At 42.3% G+C, this 16,470-nt stretch carries 16 protein-coding genes; 7 read left to right on the forward strand and 9 right to left on the reverse strand.

Going from position 1 to position 16,470, the window contains the following annotated elements; genetic code table 11:
* The first annotated feature begins 6 nt into the window (after nt 1-6).
* Both MHB49_RS17385 and MHB49_RS17390 read left to right on the forward strand, forming a co-directional pair.
* The gene (locus tag MHB49_RS17385; protein ID WP_405152307.1) at nt 7-624 is read left to right on the forward strand and encodes a 3'-5' exonuclease; all 618 of its coding nucleotides are present in this window, start codon (nt 7-9) and stop codon (nt 622-624) included.
* A gap of 254 nt (nt 625-878) precedes the next feature.
* Nucleotides 879-2,348 (forward strand): carboxylesterase family protein, encoded by a 1,470-nt coding sequence (locus MHB49_RS17390; RefSeq protein ID WP_405152308.1) that lies wholly within the window; start codon nt 879-881, stop codon nt 2,346-2,348.
* Nucleotides 2,349-2,953: 605 nt separating this feature from the next.
* Here the strand turns inward: MHB49_RS17390 and MHB49_RS17395 are convergent.
* Nucleotides 2,954-3,157, reverse strand: a complete 204-nt coding sequence (locus tag MHB49_RS17395) for a hypothetical protein (protein ID WP_405152309.1) — start codon at nt 3,155-3,157, stop codon at nt 2,954-2,956.
* Between the two features lie 104 nt (nt 3,158-3,261).
* On the opposite strand from MHB49_RS17395, the gene MHB49_RS17400 reads away from it, so the two are divergent.
* Nucleotides 3,262-3,738: a hypothetical protein gene (locus MHB49_RS17400; protein ID WP_405152310.1), complete on the forward strand. Its 477-nt coding sequence runs from the start codon at nt 3,262-3,264 to the stop codon at nt 3,736-3,738.
* Nucleotides 3,726-4,523: a helix-turn-helix domain-containing protein gene (locus MHB49_RS17405; RefSeq protein ID WP_405152311.1), complete on the forward strand. Its 798-nt coding sequence runs from the start codon at nt 3,726-3,728 to the stop codon at nt 4,521-4,523. The genes MHB49_RS17400 and MHB49_RS17405 overlap by 13 nt, the downstream gene beginning before the upstream one ends.
* Before the next feature lie 42 nt (nt 4,524-4,565).
* On the opposite strand, the gene MHB49_RS17410 is transcribed toward MHB49_RS17405, so the two are convergent.
* Nucleotides 4,566-6,392: a sensor histidine kinase gene (locus MHB49_RS17410; protein WP_405152312.1), complete on the reverse strand. Its 1,827-nt coding sequence runs from the start codon at nt 6,390-6,392 to the stop codon at nt 4,566-4,568.
* Nucleotides 6,389-7,969, reverse strand: a complete 1,581-nt coding sequence (locus MHB49_RS17415) for a response regulator (RefSeq protein ID WP_405152313.1) — start codon at nt 7,967-7,969, stop codon at nt 6,389-6,391. The genes MHB49_RS17410 and MHB49_RS17415 overlap by 4 nt, the downstream gene beginning before the upstream one ends.
* Nucleotides 7,970-8,125: 156 nt before the next feature.
* Here MHB49_RS17415 and MHB49_RS17420 point away from each other — a divergent pair, with 156 nt between their 5' ends.
* The 3 genes from MHB49_RS17420 to MHB49_RS17430 are packed head-to-tail and all read left to right on the forward strand — an operon-like array spanning nt 8,126 to nt 11,533.
* The gene (locus tag MHB49_RS17420; protein WP_405152314.1) at nt 8,126-9,046 is read left to right on the forward strand and encodes an ABC transporter permease; all 921 of its coding nucleotides are present in this window, start codon (nt 8,126-8,128) and stop codon (nt 9,044-9,046) included.
* A 15-nt stretch (nt 9,047-9,061) separates the two neighbouring features.
* On the forward strand, nt 9,062-9,958 hold the full coding sequence (locus MHB49_RS17425) for a carbohydrate ABC transporter permease (RefSeq protein WP_405152315.1): 897 nt from the start codon (nt 9,062-9,064) through the stop codon (nt 9,956-9,958).
* A 48-nt stretch (nt 9,959-10,006) separates the two neighbouring features.
* Nucleotides 10,007-11,533 carry an ABC transporter substrate-binding protein gene (locus MHB49_RS17430; RefSeq protein WP_405152316.1) on the forward strand — a complete coding sequence of 509 codons (1,527 nt, stop codon included), beginning with the start codon at nt 10,007-10,009 and terminating at the stop codon, nt 11,531-11,533.
* Nucleotides 11,534-11,903: 370 nt separating this feature from the next.
* Here the strand turns inward: MHB49_RS17430 and MHB49_RS17435 are convergent, their stop codons facing one another.
* From MHB49_RS17435 to MHB49_RS17460, 6 genes are all read right to left on the reverse strand, one after another.
* On the reverse strand, nt 11,904-12,488 hold the full coding sequence (locus MHB49_RS17435) for an NAD-dependent epimerase/dehydratase family protein (RefSeq protein WP_405152317.1): 585 nt from the start codon (nt 12,486-12,488) through the stop codon (nt 11,904-11,906).
* Nucleotides 12,478-12,636 carry an NAD-dependent epimerase/dehydratase family protein gene (locus MHB49_RS17440; protein ID WP_405152318.1) on the reverse strand — a complete coding sequence of 53 codons (159 nt, stop codon included), beginning with the start codon at nt 12,634-12,636 and terminating at the stop codon, nt 12,478-12,480. The genes MHB49_RS17435 and MHB49_RS17440 overlap by 11 nt, the downstream gene beginning before the upstream one ends.
* A 4-nt stretch (nt 12,637-12,640) precedes the next feature.
* On the reverse strand, nt 12,641-12,913 hold the full coding sequence (locus MHB49_RS17445; protein ID WP_405152319.1) for a hypothetical protein: 273 nt from the start codon (nt 12,911-12,913) through the stop codon (nt 12,641-12,643).
* The gene (locus MHB49_RS17450) at nt 12,903-13,058 is read right to left on the reverse strand and encodes a MerR family transcriptional regulator (RefSeq protein ID WP_405157162.1); all 156 of its coding nucleotides are present in this window, start codon (nt 13,056-13,058) and stop codon (nt 12,903-12,905) included. Before MHB49_RS17450 ends, MHB49_RS17445 begins: the two co-directional genes overlap by 11 nt.
* 398 nt (nt 13,059-13,456) lie before the next feature.
* Nucleotides 13,457-14,908 (reverse strand): DHA2 family efflux MFS transporter permease subunit, encoded by a 1,452-nt coding sequence (locus MHB49_RS17455; protein ID WP_405152320.1) that lies wholly within the window; start codon nt 14,906-14,908, stop codon nt 13,457-13,459.
* Nucleotides 14,909-15,020: 112 nt separating this feature from the next.
* Entirely contained in the window at nt 15,021-16,058 is a 1,038-nt protein-coding gene (locus MHB49_RS17460) for an LLM class flavin-dependent oxidoreductase (protein ID WP_405152321.1), read from the reverse strand.
* Between the last annotated feature and the right edge of the window lie 412 nt (nt 16,059-16,470).

A 16,470-nucleotide genomic window follows, 5' to 3' on the forward strand; every position in this document is an offset into this window, starting at 1 on the left:
GAACTATTGAATTTTACAGCTATTGATTTTGAAACTGCAAACTTAAACCGATCGAGTGCGTGCTCTCTGGGTTTAGTTCAAGTTAGAGATGGGATTGTAACTGGTGAATATGAATGGCTAATTGATCCACAACAGCCGTTTAATCGAATGAATATTGCCATCCATGGTATTACACCTTCCATGGTTGACAAGCAACCTATATTTAAAGAACTTTGGACAACCATTGAACCATTAGTATCTGGAGAAATTATTATTGCACATAATGCTGTTTTTGATATAAGCGTATTAAGGTATTGCTTAGATGCCGCTGAAAAAAGCTATCCAGAGATACAATATTTATGTACGTACAGAATTGGGAAAAAGCTGCTACAAGAGCTATCCTCCCATAAACTAAATATGATCTCAAACCATTTCGGTATAAGCTTAAATCACCATAACGCTCTCGATGACGCCCGGGCATGTGCCCAAATTATGTTAAATTTAATGGATCCGTATAAGGAATGTAATCCGCTTCATTTTGCGAAATCCCTGGGATTTCAGGCAGGATCAATGTATTCAGGGGGATATACGCCTTTTAGGAAACGTAAAATCAATCCTAAACAGTTAAAAAACAAAGCGGAATAATTATCCCTACATCAGTCAATGAACCACATGTTAACAACCTGTAATTTTCTATGGTCGGTAGCTGCGACATCCAAGATATCTTCCCTCATGTTGGACGTGTACACACCAACACAGCATCCATAATCACTCTAAGGCATATGGTATTTACTTCCATGTCCTAAATATGTCATATCAAGTCTGGATTTAACCTTTCCTTATTATAAATAATGGCCTAAAATGATCATACCGCTTCACCTATGAAAGGAGAAATACAAATGAAACCTGACAACGCTCTTAACGGAAAGAATGATCACACGAATAACACGGATACCACTGCCCGAGCGATCCGCTCCTGGCTGGGCATCCCCTACGCCAGCGCAGAACGCTTCCGCCGCTCCATCTTGCTACCATTCAACCCGGATCTTCCATACGACCAAAAGGGACCCGCACCGTTGCAACCCGGCGACAATAGCTGGTTGGAGGCCGACAACGGATTAAGCGAGGACTGCCTGAACCTCAACGTCTGGGCACCAAAAGAAGCTGGCGACGAACCGCTCCCCGTGATCGTCTACATCTACGGTGGAGGCTTCGAACGCGGCGCAAACACACAGACTACCTCAAACGCCTCAGGCCTCGCAGCCACCGGCCGCGCCATTGGGGTGTCCCTGAACTACCGGCTCGGCCCTTTCGGCTGGCTCTCGCTCTCCCAATACGGTGGCGCGTTCGCGGACGCCACCAACCTCGGCCTACAGGACATCATCACTGCGCTTAGATGGGTGCAGGAGAACATCGCTCGCTTCGGTGGCGACCCTCAGAATGTCACCGTCACCGGGCACAGCGCCGGCGCGTTCTCCTCGATAGCGCTCCTCGCAGCGCCGGCGGCTGACGGACTCTACCAGCGACTCGCTGCGTTCTCCGGCGGCGCCTCCCGGATCGTTCCTGCTTGGTGGGCTGAAGAACTAGCGAACAAGTTTCTCACCGAACTTGGCATCACGGACGATCCCGAACAACTGCTAACCCTGGATGGAAAGCTCCTCTCTGAGACGCTCTTCAAGGTTGGCCCACGTGACATCGGCGACCGAAACGGCATCGACAACACGACGATTGGCATCGTGAACGATCACTCTCAGACCGGTGGCGTTCTCGTCGACACACCGCTGCGAATTCTCGAATCCGGGCGTCACCACGATGTCGACATTCTCTTTAGCACGGCGACGAATGAGGCAGACTGGTGGGTTATTAACGCGACCGAGCAGTTCGACCCGGGCAGCATCGACAACCTTGTTGACGAGTTGGTAACGAAGTCTCGGATCCCTCGAAGCCGTGCTCGGGATATCGTCGCCGCCTACGACGTCAAAGGTCGCACTCCAGTCGAAGTACGCGGGGCGCTCTTGACCGACTACATCTATACCCTACCCGCAGCCCGTGCCGCACTCGCCCACGCCGCTGCAGGCGGAAAAGCCCACCTGCTCGCCGTTGGTCCTGTCGAGGGTGCGCCAGCGGTACACGGCACGGAGATGAACGGCATCGTCGGCCAGCAACGCCCCCGACATAGCGGAGAGCAAGCGATCCGGGATAACCTCGTCCGCGACGCCCTCCTCGACTTTGCCGCAGGCAAACACGAACGTCTTTGGGACTCCGTGACCACGGAACCTGTCACACATGGGATTGGCAACTCACCATTCGATCCCTCTGCCCGTGCGGCCGAAGTCCTGCGCATCTTCGCAGGCATTGAACGGCCCTGACATAGCCCCATCGACATGAGGTTGATTACCGATCCAACTTACTTAGTAGCGCCGGCGGCCTCGCCGGCAGCAAGTGAGAACAGCTTCCTGACCAGGGAACTGACTATCACTAAAAGCACCAAGATAAGGAATAAAGTGGCCTGTTGAGGCAGCAAGTTTATTAAAAATGTGAAACTGTCTTGCATCATGCTGCCTTTTTAGGTTACTGTATTTTACTCGGATTCTCGACGAACATACGATTAATATGTATTCAACTCTTATTGATCTATCTCATTATTCAACTAAACTGCCCGTTAGCTTAAAGAAACCGATAAAGAATCTTATCAGCATGGTACCGTATTCTTAACCTTTTCAACAATGAACTAGTTCTTTGCCTTTGGTCCAAAAAACCTAGTTCCTGAAACAAAAAAATCGTTATACAAGCGAGGTCTTGTTTCATAAATGGTTTTATCTAGCCACATGATCTCCATCATGATACTATTTAGATAATCACCTAATCTGGAAAGACACAATGTTCTTGTCCTTTTCGGCAAAGGTACTAAGTTCTTGTCCTTAGCTTGGGACAAGAACTTAGTACCTTAAAACAAAAAACCAGCTAATGTTTGTCAAGCCTTATTGTCTAGGAGTTCATCAGAAATATTTGCTTGCGGAATAGCGCTAAGTTTCTTCAGAGTGAAACCCTTCCCCATGCTGACCATCGGACTTGTAGAGATCCCCAGAAGGTATTTCTCCAGAACATTGACTGCTGTTTCATTGGAAAGCAATTCACCTAATTTTGAGTTTTCAGAGAATGTTGTCAGTTTAATCACCTCGATTGGAATATGTAACTCATTTTAATACTTAATTCGTACACTTTATGGTATGTTTCTTATGAAAAGAGTATCTATTTATGATGTGTAGGATGTGATTCGAGGTGAGAACAGACCAAGACCACCAGTGTATTGAAACTTCATGTTCGTTGCTATTCGAAACCATACAATTACCTGTCTCTTATACAAGAATAAATGATAGTCAGATCCATTCATTTGGCATAGAAGCAATAGAGAGCAACCCACCTTTTGAACACCATTCTGAACTGGTTATGTTATTAAAGCAGCAAGTTCAGCAGCCTTTACATGTACCCATTATTCATACAACCAATTTTGGCGAATCCTTTGTTATTATTCCGCTGCTTCGTAACGGTGATATGGAGGCAATTGTCTTGATTGGTCCGTCTACTGTTATCCCGATGAATAATGAGATTATTAATGCCTTGTTAAGTGAATTTGGATACGGCGTGACACCGGTGTGGATTTCATATTTGCAGCAACTGCTCTCTACTCAACAAAACGTCTTAATCATATCGGAATTTTGGCTTTCCATTTATTCAATGGAATCATGCTGGATCTAACCGACATTACCGAAAAGTATGTTCAATTCGAACATCAAGCCGAATCAAGCAACCAAGCCGCAATCGCAATCTCGGATCGGCGAGAGTTACTGGAATTCCGTGGCGTATTTGAGATTGAGAAGCAATTGCTGAGATCCATCCGAAACGGGGATAAAACGGCTTTTTACAATATGACGTTATCCGTTAACCATGATGGACCCGGTATCTTATCCAATTACAATCAATTGCGTAAGATCAAAAATCTTGGCGTATATGTTACAGCCCTTGCTACCCGGGCCGCAATTGAAGGGGGACTTTATCCAGAAGTTGCTTATACCGTTAGTGATCTTCATATCGAGCGTGTTGAGGATCTGCATGAATATAATAAAGTGGTCTCTGCCATCGGCGCTACATTAATAGACTTTGTAGATCGGGTATACGAAAGTAAACGCAAACACCTTTCCAAATCTATTGCGACTTGCCAGGAATATATTTTCAATCACTTATATGAAAGTATACCCCTAGCCGTTCTATCGGATCTCGTAAGTTTGCATGAAAACTATTTGTCCCAATTGTTCAAGAAAGAAACAGGTGTGACCATCACCCAATTCATTCAACAAGAAAAGGTAGATGAAGCGAAGAAACTTCTGGAGCTGACCTCTGAACCCATAACTGCCATCGCCACCAAACTCAACTTCTATGATCAGAACCACTTCATCAAAATTTTCAAGCGCTATACCGGTCTGACACCGAAAAAATACCGAAATAAGAATAAGTTTGATGCTCAATACTTTAGTGAATCTTAGATTAAGCCTGAATTTTAACTTGCATGCGTAGAATACAAATTCTTAGGATTGGTTCCCGTTCTCATTCGATTGATGTTGCAGTTTCTGCATAGGTATACGGATGATAACCTCGGTACCTAATCCGGGCTTACTATGGAATGTAAGTCCATAACTTGTACCGTAAAAAAGATGAATTCGCTCATTAATGTTTCGCAGACCGTATCCACTGCCTTTCGTTTGATTGTGGAGATCGCTAGTGAGTAATTTGGATACGGTATCCGGGGACATGCCTTCACCATCATCCGATACAATTATCTCAATATTGCCTTTGATAAGACCGCCCCTTATTCGAATCGTACCGGCTTCTTCATCTGTGCACAATATTCCATGGATGATGGCGTTCTCTACGATAGGCTGTAGTGTAATTTTTAAAATGCCACACTCCATAATTGCTTCATCCACCTGAATATCCAGCTGGATTTTACTTGCGTATCGTGCGCTCTGTATTTGCATATAACTGCTGACATGAAGAAGTTCATCACGGATGGAAATGATCGTATTGCCGCCGCTTAGGCTTAGTTTGTAGAACTTCGAGAGCGAGGTCACAACCTGTCCTATCTCGTCGGTCATTCCGCTGCGTGCCATCCATTTCATCAAATCAAGTGTATTGTATAAAAAATGAGGATTGATTTGCGCTTGGAGCGCTTTTAACTCTGCACTCTTGATTTCTTGACCAGAGCGAAACTGTTCTTCTAACAATCCCCCGATTTTATGAACCATATAATTATAATTCTCGATTAACTCCCCGAACTCATCCCTGGACGGGGGTAGTGAGAGTGCAACGACGTTGCCTTCTTGTACATTTCGCATTTTACGCATGATTTGAGTTAGGCGTGATGTCATATAATTTGAAATCAAAACGGATAGAAGCAAAGCGATTAAGCCAATAACGATGAGCAAAAGAACTGAGTTTTTTAGCATGGCTTTGCTTTCAGCAGCAATTTCCTTTAGCGGAATGACTGTAACCATATACCAATCGGTTCCGGGAATCATCTTGCTCTGTAGATACACCTCAGAATTCTTCAATTTAACAAAATGAGGGTCCCTCTTAGAAGAATGAATGACCTGATCCTGATCAATTTTATATTCCTGTTGTAGCGAGAGATTAGAACTAGCAACAAGTTCCCCATTGGAATTTTGAATATAGGTCAAGCTGTTCTGAATGGGTGCGGCATTGTTTAAAATATCAGTGACCAGGCTGAGCGGAATATCCAATCGGATAACGCCAAGAAATTCCGAATAATCATTGGGGTTACGAAATGGTCGGAGAACCGCCAAAAAATCATTTTTATCTGTCTCGGAATCTGTAAAGTAAGAGTTAGGCGCCCACAAAATCCCTTTACCACTCTCTATCAGTCGCTTGAACCAATAGGTCTGACGTGCTTTCTTTAGACTGAAGAGGTTAATGTTCTCGTCGGAATAGAACAATTCCTCATTTACGAATAATTTGATGCTTTGAATATTCCCTTGGTCTTCCAAGGAAGATAAGAACGGCTTCAAATCAAGAAAATCTCTGTACTGCATGAAGAAATCATCGGTACTACCCTCTGAAGTCATTACATCCGTAAGCATTTTCTCTGCTATAAGAATATCGCTCGCCGTGCGAATTTGTTGAAATTTGAAGGAAAGAAAAGAGAATGACTGCTCAAAGTTTCGCTCCACAGAAAATGAAGTCCTATTTAAAAACTGCTTATACTGTTGCTCAGAAGACAGATAGAAATACCCGCCGAGCGGAAGTATGATCAGCGTGAAGAAGGAAAGGATCAGTTTATTTCTAAGCTTGAGATCGGAGAAAAATTGGAAAAACCGTGCTTTCTCCTTCATTTTCATCCTCCGAGCCCCTCCCTGTATTCAGATGGATTACACCCGGTTAATTTACGGAAACATTTGGCAAAATAGTCTCCGTTGTTATATCCCACGCTCAGCGATACATCAGCCACCTTGCGTGAAGGGTCACGCAATAGCTCCTTCGCTTTATCAATCCGATAATTCGTAACATACTGATTAATTGTTTGGCCAGTCTCCTGTTTAAAGCGGTTGCAAAGATAGGAAGTCGTAAGCATCGTATGGGTACTGATTTTACTGATCGATAGATGAATGTCAGAGTAGTGGTCATGAACATATTGAAGAATTCCGTTAACAATACCACTATAAGGAGATTGCTCCATAATGGAGGACGAATAGTGTTCTACCTTCATGACGATCAAATCTTTCAACTCGCTCAAGGTTTCTAATTCGTGCATCATGTTCCATATCGATCCCGAGCTATCCGTATTATTGAAGAGGTGGATATTTCGTTCTCCCGACACACGGATCAATGTCATCAAAAGCTGGAAATACATTTCTTTAACATAATTGACCATAGTGTTTTTATGCTGCTTGATATCAAAGGTGAGACTGGAAATAAGCCGCAGTGCCTGCTCGATTTCCTGTTTGGATAGATGTTCCCCGAACACTGTCATTAAGTGAGGATCAATGGAATATGCAGGTGTCTGATTCTCGTGATACCCGTAAACGGAATAACCGTTATAGAACATATGCTGCAAGGATATTACCGCTGTACTATAGGATTTTTCAGCAGCCGACAGCCCGTTGACGGTTTTGCCTGATGCGATGAATACCATCTCCTTGTCTGGCAGGATATCCAATAAGTTTGAGGCAAATCGATCAGCAGCATCCTGGAGCTCATCCAAATTGCCTGAGACGACGTACAGGTGTATGACGATATGAGCATCGTCCTTCACAGCGGCGATCCCTGTGGTACTGGATTCTGTCAGTAAACCAGAGACTAAACCATATATGTTATCTACGGTCAATTCCAATCGTTGTGGATTCAGCATGTTTTTCTTCCGAACCTTTACCAATAGAGTTTGCAGACGCATTCTGGCTGGAAAAGTATATCCTGCTAATTCTATCAACTCGCTGATCCGTTCTTTATCACAATTGGGTTTCGTAATCGCTATCGCGAGTTCACTCGAGATGAGTGGTTTAGCTGCTAACATCATATTCGTTTCAACTTTGACATTCTGCCCTGTCGATCGAGTCTGTTTAACTGCCAGCTGGAGTGCATCCTGCAGTTCGTTTATTTCTAAGGGTTTCTCAACGTAGGAGACGGCTCTTAGTTTTATTGCGGATTTCAGATATTGTTTGTCAGAGAATCCACTCATGAAAATAATCTGACAGCTCGGATTAATTTCCCGATAAGCGGTCGCAAGCTCAATCCCGTCCATTTTGGGCATACGTACGTCGGTTAATAGAAGCTCGGGATGTTCTTGGCGTGCGATATCAAATGCCTTACTTCCATTACTCGCTTGCAACACTATATCAATGCCGTACTGGTCCCAGTGAATAGCCCCGATTATCCCCTGAAGCGTAAATGGATCATCATCCGCAATCAGAATCTTCATTCGACATGACCTCCTTTCATAGGACTTTTTTTATTTCTGATCCTACAATATATTTGGCTAGATTACAATTCTGTCGGGTTATATTGATGTTGGAATGCTGTCAAACTAACGATAACGCTTTCATGAACATTACAAAAAGAATAGGAGGTTTCAACAGTGAAACGTGAATCGTTGCTACGGCATCTGATCAAGAATCGACTATTGGTATTAATGGCTTTACCGGCCGTGGTCTTCTTTTTCATTTTCAACTACTTACCCATTGCCGGATTGGTTATCGCGTTCAAACAATACAACTACCAAGATGGTATCTTTGGAAGTCCGTGGGTAGGGTTAGACAATTTTCGATTCTTCTTCATTTCAGGTAAGGCATTACTTGTGACGACTAATACGTTTTTGTACAACATTGCATTTATTATCGTCAACAACATTTTGGAGATTGTACTTGCAATTGCGCTTGTAGAATTATCAGGTAAATGGTTCCGCAAGATTACGCAATCGATGCTTTTCCTTCCCTATTTTGTATCCTGGGTGACCGTAGGATTACTTCTTTACGGCTTTGCTGATTTTGACTCAGGCATCATCAATGGTTTTATGAGATCTTATGGATCCGAACCAATCGACATCTATAATTCCCCAGATTACTGGCCGTTTTTGATTATCCTTGTCAGTGCATGGAAGTCTGTAGGGTATGGCATGATCTATTACCTGGCAGCCATTATGGGCGTGGATAAGGAAATTTACGAAGCTGCTCAGATTGATGGTGCGAACATTTTTCGCCGGATATGGCATTTGACCCTGCCCTTCCTCACTCCAACCATCGTCATCCTTGTGCTTCTTGCCATAGGGAATATTTTCAGAGGTGATTTTGGCTTGTTCTATCAGTTAGTACAGAATAACGGTGTCCTATATGATAAAACCGATGTCATCGATACTTTCGTTTTCCGTTCTTTGCTCACCACGAGGGAGGAAGGTATGGCAGCAGCTGCTGGTTTCTACCAATCCATTCTGTGCTTTGTCACAATCATGATTGCGAATTACGCAGTCAAGAAATACAACAAAGATTATTCTCTGTTTTAGAAAGGAGCTGCCAACTTGAGAAAACCAACTGCTGATATTGTAGTTTTTAATGTTCTCTCTTATCTATTGCTTGGGGTCTTTGCAATCCTGTGCTTCGTGCCATTTCTAATGGTCCTCTCTTCCTCATTAACGGATGAACAGGAAATTATTCGCAACGGTTATACGCTTTTCCCGACTTCATTTTCTTTGAAGGCCTACGAAGTCGCTCTTGAAAACCCGATGGTTATTCTGAGAGCCTATGGCGTAACGATACTAGTCACGGTGGTTGGTACCATAGCCAGCGTGTACCTGATGGCTATGACGGCTTACGTTATTCATAAACGTACGTTTCGCATAGCGAACGGCTTGGCTTTCTTTTTCTTCTTCACTACGCTGTTTAATGCAGGTCTGGTGCCTTGGTACATCCTGATTATGAAATACTTGAATCTAAAAGATAATTTGCTTGTTTTAATCATTCCAGCTCTCTTTAATGTTTTTTACATCATTGTGATGAAAGCATTCATGCGAGGAGTACCTGAAGCACTTAGTGAATCCGCCTTCATAGATGGAGCGAACGAATTTCGTATATTCACTTCCATCATTCTGCCCGTATGCAAACCGGTACTTGCAACAGTTACGCTTTTCGTTGCATTGCAATATTGGAACGATTGGTATCTATCCATGCTATTTATATCAGACGAGAACTTGCGACCGTTACAACTGCTTCTTTACAATTTAGTCACTAATTCCGACGAGTTGCGAAGAATCTCAGCGTTATCCAGCGGAGGAGCTTCTGTTGATATGAGCAGTATGCCGCAAAACTCTCTAAAAATGGCTGTTACCATGATCTCAATAGGTCCTATTCTTTTTCTATATCCCTTTATACAACGATTCTTTGTGCAAGGGCTAACTTTAGGTGCTGTAAAAGGTTAGTTTCGGCAAACTGCCGATTTAACATATACTACTTATAGGAGGGTCAACATGAAAAACAAACGAAACAAGTGGTCTACCACGCTGGCAATTGTTATGGTCGTTGCATTGGTCTTGTCAGCTTGCAGTAATTCAGAAAAAAATAGTTCATCGGAGTCAGAGAACAATGACGCGGGTCAGGTCACGCTTAAAATGATTCTTCTCGGTGATAAGCCGGCTGATGCTGATCTTGTTTATCAGGAATTAAGCAAAATGGCACAGAAAGATATCAATGCCAAAATTGAAGTGACGAACTTTACCTGGGGAGAGTGGTCACAGAAATACTCCCTTCTTTTCTCCGCCGGAGAAGATTTCGACCTGATTTATGCTTCGAACTGGACTGATTATCAAGGTTTTGCCAGTAAAAATGGGTTTCTGGAATTGACTGAGGATCTCTTATCCAAGAACGCGCCAATGACTTGGGAGAAAACACCTAAGGATGCTTGGGAGCAGGCAAAAGTAAATGGAAAGGTATACGCTGTACCTCAGGCAGTACAAGAGAATGGAGCAATTGGATTCTTGCTACGCGGAGATCTAAGAGAAAAATATAACGTTTCGCCGGTGAAAGACATGGCAGGTCTGGACGCCTACTTAACGGCAATTGCAAAGAACGACCAAGGAATTACTCCTTTTGCTTATCATCATGGAACTGAAGGTTTCATCCGAACCTTATTTGATCCGAATCTGGAAGCACCTGACAACCTAAGTGTGTCATCTAACAGTGCCCTGACTTTAAACGTTTATAGTAAAGAAGGAATGCAAGCTAAGAGAGCTTTTGAGACGGAAGGCTACAAAAACTTTGCGAATACTATGTTCCGCTGGCAGAAAGAGGGTATTCTCTCGAAGAACGCCTTGTCACAAAAAGAAAAATCCTCTGAGTTGTTTGAAGCAGGAAAATCAGCAGTTCAGGTTTCGTCACTTGATCAAATTTCAAACACAGCTGTAGCCATTGAAAAAAAACATCCAGAATGGAAGGCTGAGATATTCATTCCCGAAATGACGGCTGTTCCTTCTGGTTACATGCAAAATGGAGTAGCAATAAACGCTCGTTCCAAAAATCCTGAACTTGCGCTTCAATTTCTGGATCTGCTAAAGTGGAATAAAGACTACTCCGATTTAACCTGGTATGGAATTAAGGGTAAGCATTGGGAGCCTGTCGGGGACGACCGATTCAAAGAACTTGCAGATTCTTCAAAATATCCGCCTGGAGCAAATGACCCATGGGGATGGCGTGGCCCTAACGAAAGATGGAGCATCGAATCACCTGACGAAATCGTCAAAGAACTAAGAGATTATCGGAAAATTGAACATAAATACCCATATGGATATAACTTTATTTACAGTGACGCTAATGTGAAGAACGAAAATGCAGCCATTCAGAATCTCGCTGAACAATACATGAATCCGGCCAGCGTTGGCCTGATTGATTATGAAACCGCTTATGGGAGATTTGAGTCGGCTGCCAAGAAAGCCGGTCTGGACACTACCTTAAAGGATCTGCAGGCACAGATTGACGCTTACAAGGCAAACAATCCTTAAGAAGAAAAATCAGCCGTATGGCTTCCAAGTTGGAAGCCATACGGCTGATTTTGTCTTTCGTTCATTCCCCCATGTGGTGAGAAGCACCGCCACGACTTGGCATTAGTTGCATTTCTAAAGTCACTTCTGTATTCAACTTGTTAAACGTTTCTATATCTTTCATAACTTTTCCGTCTCTGATAAGTATGAATGAATAATTCTATCTTCAAATCTGAGTAGAATTTTAACAAAAAAAACTGGACCTTCAATTGCTAGATCGTGTCTAACATTTGAAGATTCAGTTCAGTTGATTAGTTCTCTGAGTTATCGTTTTCCGTTATTTGAACGTTTAGGCAATCTTTCAGATCTATGCTTTTTCATATCTATAGCTTTAGCGGTACATCGCTTGTGCATAGCCTAGCAGCGTGATAGATTCTTCGCCTACCGCATGAAAACTCTCTCCTACGGCTGCTTTACGATGAGTTGTTGCATTAAAGAAAACTTGCGCTACATCGTCTGCATGAACATGATGTATTGTTTCCATTCCAAAATTCGGAAGAGCAATTTCTTCACCTTTTGCAATTTTATCAAAAACCATGTAGTCATGATTAGCCATTGGATTCATAATGACCCAACCAGATCCCGAGATTTGCCCTGGCATAATAACAGTTTCAGGGAAACTCTCTTGCCGGTAAAGGTGATGCAGGTACTCCTCACTTTTTGCTTTCTGAAGGCCATATTCGTCCAAAGGAAACATAGGCTGATCCTCAATTATGGGAAAGGTTGTCGCTTGCCCATGAGCCCAAATAGAAGAGCAGAACACATAATGGGAAAGGTTTGTGTTTAGAAGGGCTCCTGTCATGCGTTTTGTTTCTTCTAAGGAAAAGTTAATTAGATCAATTACAATATCTGCATTCAATGTAGCTATTTTCTTCTCAAAGTCTCCATTTAATTCATTCTCTCGGTCAAGAAGCATTTGGTTTAACCTCTTCCCATGCAGGATCTGAATTGTAGGGTTTGCTCTGACCACGCGTAATGTTAATAACCTCATACCCTGCCTTGACTAACCTAGGGACAAGATACGTTCCGATATGGCCACTACCACCAATGACTAAAATTTTCATGATATTACTCCTCCAGTTTTCTGAGTTTTGCCAATCTTCCCAATGGCATTTTAGCTGCTTCCCCATCATTATTGTGATGGACCTCTTCAGTTCCTGCTTCGAGTGCTTTTTGATAATAGTTACGTTTGAATTCGATGCATTCTCGGTAGACTTGCAATTCTGCTATTTGTCTGTCAACTTCATCTTTCCTCTGCTGGAACATATTGAATCGTTTTTGTATAGAAGCGCCACCTTTTTTGGTCCAATCGATAAACGTCCGAATATCTTTAATGGACATTCCCGTTTTTTTTTAGGCAATACATTACATGCAAAAATTCTAAGTCTGATTCATTAAATAATCTCACTCCATTTTCATTTCGTTTTACAAAAGGTAATAGTGCTTCTTTTTCGTAATAGCGTAATGTATATGTCGAAATGTTCATCTTTTCAGCTAATTGTCCAGTCGTGAAAATCAAATGTTTCCCTCCTCGTTTAATTTGAACTTAGTTCCTCCATATCATCCCCCAATTTTAACCTGGTCACCAAAAAGTTGGATCTGTTTCACCCGGTAAGCTTAACCAGAGTATAGGGCTTAGAGTTAACTGTAAGTCAAACTACCTATTTCTAAAAACAAAAAAGCCGCTATAATAGCGACTTGGAATGGAACCATGTTCTTGTCTCTCGACAATTGCTTGCTAAGCAATAAAACAGCTTCACCTTTATACTTTTGTGATGCTCAAAGGTTTGCTGAAGAGCCCTTATTTCTTTTGATCATTTTTCTATCATACCCTATCTAAATTTTCACAAAAAAAATTCTGCCGAATGAACGGCAGAATTTATATTAATTTGCTTGATGTTCCACTTTAACTCGTCGGATGAAAAAGCTGATTACTACACCAACAATAGCTGCAATGATACCAAAGATAAACGAACTTTGGACACCCTCTGTGAATGCTTGAATCATTGTAACTGGATCTTGTGGATTCGAAGCATCTTTCAAGAAGCTTTCTTGTCCGGCAGTCATGATAGAGATTGCAACAGCTGTACCAATAGCACCAGCAACCTGCTGCAATGTGTTCATGATAGCTGTCCCATCGGGGTACAAACTAGAAGGAAGCTGGTTCAAACCATTTGTCTGTGCTGGCATCATAACCATGGAGACAGCAATCATCAAAGCAATATGCAATCCAATGATGAACCCAGCTGAAGTGTCTACAGAAATGGTAGAGAACCCGAGCATCACCAAAGTGATAATGATAAGACCAGGAGTTACAAGGAATCTTGGACCAAATTTATCGAACAGCCCTCCCATGACAGGGGAAAGTAAACCATTGATAAGACCGCCTGGAAGCATAGTCAGGCCCGCAACTAGCGGAGTAAGCGCTAGAGATGTTTGTAGGTACATTGGCAGCAGAATCATAGAAGAAAGCATAACCATCATACTTACAAAAATCAGTATTAACCCTAAAACGAACATTGGGTATTTAAATGCATTCAAATTCATCATCGGCTGATCCATCTTAACCTGACGAATAGAGAACAAGATAAGACTCAAGACACCAGCTATAATAGCAATGATTACAATCGGATCGCCCCAACCTCCGCCTTCACCGGCATGACTGAAACCATATACTACGCCACCAAAACCGATAGTTGATAAAATAATCGATAAGATATCAATTTTCGGCTTCGTTAATTGTGTTACGTTTTGCATGAAGAATGCGCCGAAAATAAGTGCAACCAAGAGCAAAGGCAAGGATAACCAAAAGATCCAATGCCAAGTTAATTTATCGATGATCAATCCTGAAATTGTCGGACCTACTGCAGGCGCGAACATAATAACAAGTCCAATCAATCCCATCGCTTTACCGCGACGGTGTGGCGGGATGATGTTCAGGATTGTGTTGAACATCAATGGTAGCAATAGTGCTGTTCCTATTGCCTGCACAACACGTGCGATTAATAAAACTGAAAACGATGGTGCAACAGCAGCAATGAAAGTTCCAATGATGGACAATACCAAAGATGTTAAAAATAGCTGGCGTGTCGTGAACCACTGCATGATTAAACCGGAAATCGGTACGAGCACACCAAGTGTCAATAAATAAACTGTAGTCAGCCATTGAGCTGAAGATGCTGAGATCCCAAATCCATTAATAATATTTTGAAGCGCAATATTCAGTGCTGTCTCACCGAAAAAGCCGACAAAACCAGCAATCAAGAATGAAATGATAACTGGCGAAGTTTTAATCTCACTGTTACTCACTGCAGTAGAAGCAGTATTACTATTCATTTGCAAAACTTTCTCCTCCAATGTTGATTAATGTTTATATATATGACGAAAGCTGTTTCACCACATTATATAGTGGTTTTCATAATGCACTTGTCTGAGCCAAGGTCGCAGCTCATGGTTTCACTTGAATCAATCCTAATTCCTCAGCCAATAATCGGTGCCCTTTCTTACGGCTTTCTTGATTAGGATAAAAATCCGCAACAATAATTTCATCAACTAGACTCGCTGTAGCCAATTGATGGAGTTTTTCCGCAACAGTTCCCACATTCCCGATAACAAAGCGATCTTTGTTCTGTTCCTTTGCTCTTTCTTCATCAAGAGTGAAGATGTGATTTTGTGCCTCATCTGGAGTATGAATTCGGATCTCTTGTTTGCCAGTAATTAATTGCGCCCACATTAACTCTACGGGCCCTGCTAAGTACTTGGCCTCTTCTTCGGTTTCAGCCGTGCTTGCAATAATAGCCAACATGCTTTTAGGTTCATTCAAATATTGAGAAGGTTTGAAATTTTCTTTATACGCTCTTAACATAGGAATGGTTAATTGTGGAGCTAAATGGCCGGCAAAAACAAAACCTAATCCCTTGTCAAGAGCGAACGGTAATCCACCTTTGCTTGCCCCTAAAATGTATAAATCGGGTATGATAGATTTGTCCCCAGGAGTATGAATCTGACTGAATGGATGGGTTTTATCAAAGCTTCGTTCAAAAAATGAAAGGAGATCATCCAATTGTTCAGGAAAATCATTAGCCACTAGTAGTTGTTTAGATCTGAGCAAGGCCATCATTGTTTTTCCATCTGTTCCGGATGCCCTTCCTATACCTAGATCAATTCTACCTGGATATAGTCCTTCAAGGAGTGAAAAATTTTCCATGACTTTTAAAGGACCATGGTTGGGTAACATTACCCCACCGGAACCCACTCGGATTTTTTTTGTGTGAGCAGCAGCATGCATGCTTAGCATCTCAGGAGACGTACTCATCATGGTCGGGGCATTGTGATGCTCAGTGAACCAATACCTCGTATAGCCTAGTTCCTCTGCTAACTGGACCATTTCGGTTACATTTTGAAGCGTTTCTTCTGCGGTCGTATTCTCATAAACATGTACCGTATCCAAAATTGAAAGTTTGAGTTTTGGATCTCGTATAAGCATGATCTACACACTCCTTCTTCCCTTCTCTGATCCATACAATCTTTACTTGAGATCATTTTAGTTAATATGGAATTTCATATTCGTGCGAACCACATGTGAGTGCATTGAGTGACTCTTGGTCACTTGGATTAGAGATCCCATTAGCCGTTAGGGAGTTTTTAAACCATGCTACATCACACTTACAAAATACGCTGCTCCAATAGCACCAGAAATTTTCATTTGTTAGAAATTGTGTTTCCGTGAGGATGAAGTTTTTCAGGTATCTGGTTTAATCCGTTGGTTTGAGACGCCCTCATAATCATAACCACGCCTCTGGCTATGCAAATTCATACACAAAGTATGTAATGGCTAAATATTCTTTTGCTACTATTGCCATGTATTATTCCTCCAAATCCGATTTATATGAAACGGT

The organism is Paenibacillus sp. FSL K6-0108 (genome assembly GCF_045040695.1).
Lineage (GTDB): Bacteria > Bacillota > Bacilli > Paenibacillales > Paenibacillaceae > Paenibacillus > Paenibacillus pabuli_B.

Coding starts and splice junctions, on each gene's coding strand:
- MHB49_RS17410 (WP_405152312.1), bottom strand. CDS start 6,392: ATGAAAATGAAGGAGAAAGCACGGTTTTTCCAATTTTTCTCCGATCTC.
- MHB49_RS17430 (WP_405152316.1), top strand. CDS start 10,007: ATGAAAAACAAACGAAACAAGTGGTCTACCACGCTGGCAATTGTTATG.
- MHB49_RS17455 (WP_405152320.1), bottom strand. CDS start 14,908: ATGAATAGTAATACTGCTTCTACTGCAGTGAGTAACAGTGAGATTAAA.
- MHB49_RS17415 (WP_405152313.1), bottom strand. CDS start 7,969: ATGAAGATTCTGATTGCGGATGATGATCCATTTACGCTTCAGGGGATA.
- MHB49_RS17460 (WP_405152321.1), bottom strand. CDS start 16,058: ATGCTTATACGAGATCCAAAACTCAAACTTTCAATTTTGGATACGGTA.
- MHB49_RS17450 (WP_405157162.1), bottom strand. CDS start 13,058: ATGAACATTTCGACATATACATTACGCTATTACGAAAAAGAAGCACTA.
- MHB49_RS17440 (WP_405152318.1), bottom strand. CDS start 12,636: ATGAAAATTTTAGTCATTGGTGGTAGTGGCCATATCGGAACGTATCTT.
- MHB49_RS17390 (WP_405152308.1), top strand. CDS start 879: ATGAAACCTGACAACGCTCTTAACGGAAAGAATGATCACACGAATAAC.
- MHB49_RS17435 (WP_405152317.1), bottom strand. CDS start 12,488: ATGCTTCTTGACCGAGAGAATGAATTAAATGGAGACTTTGAGAAGAAA.
- MHB49_RS17445 (WP_405152319.1), bottom strand. CDS start 12,913: ATGTCCATTAAAGATATTCGGACGTTTATCGATTGGACCAAAAAAGGT.
- MHB49_RS17405 (WP_405152311.1), top strand. CDS start 3,726: ATGCTGGATCTAACCGACATTACCGAAAAGTATGTTCAATTCGAACAT.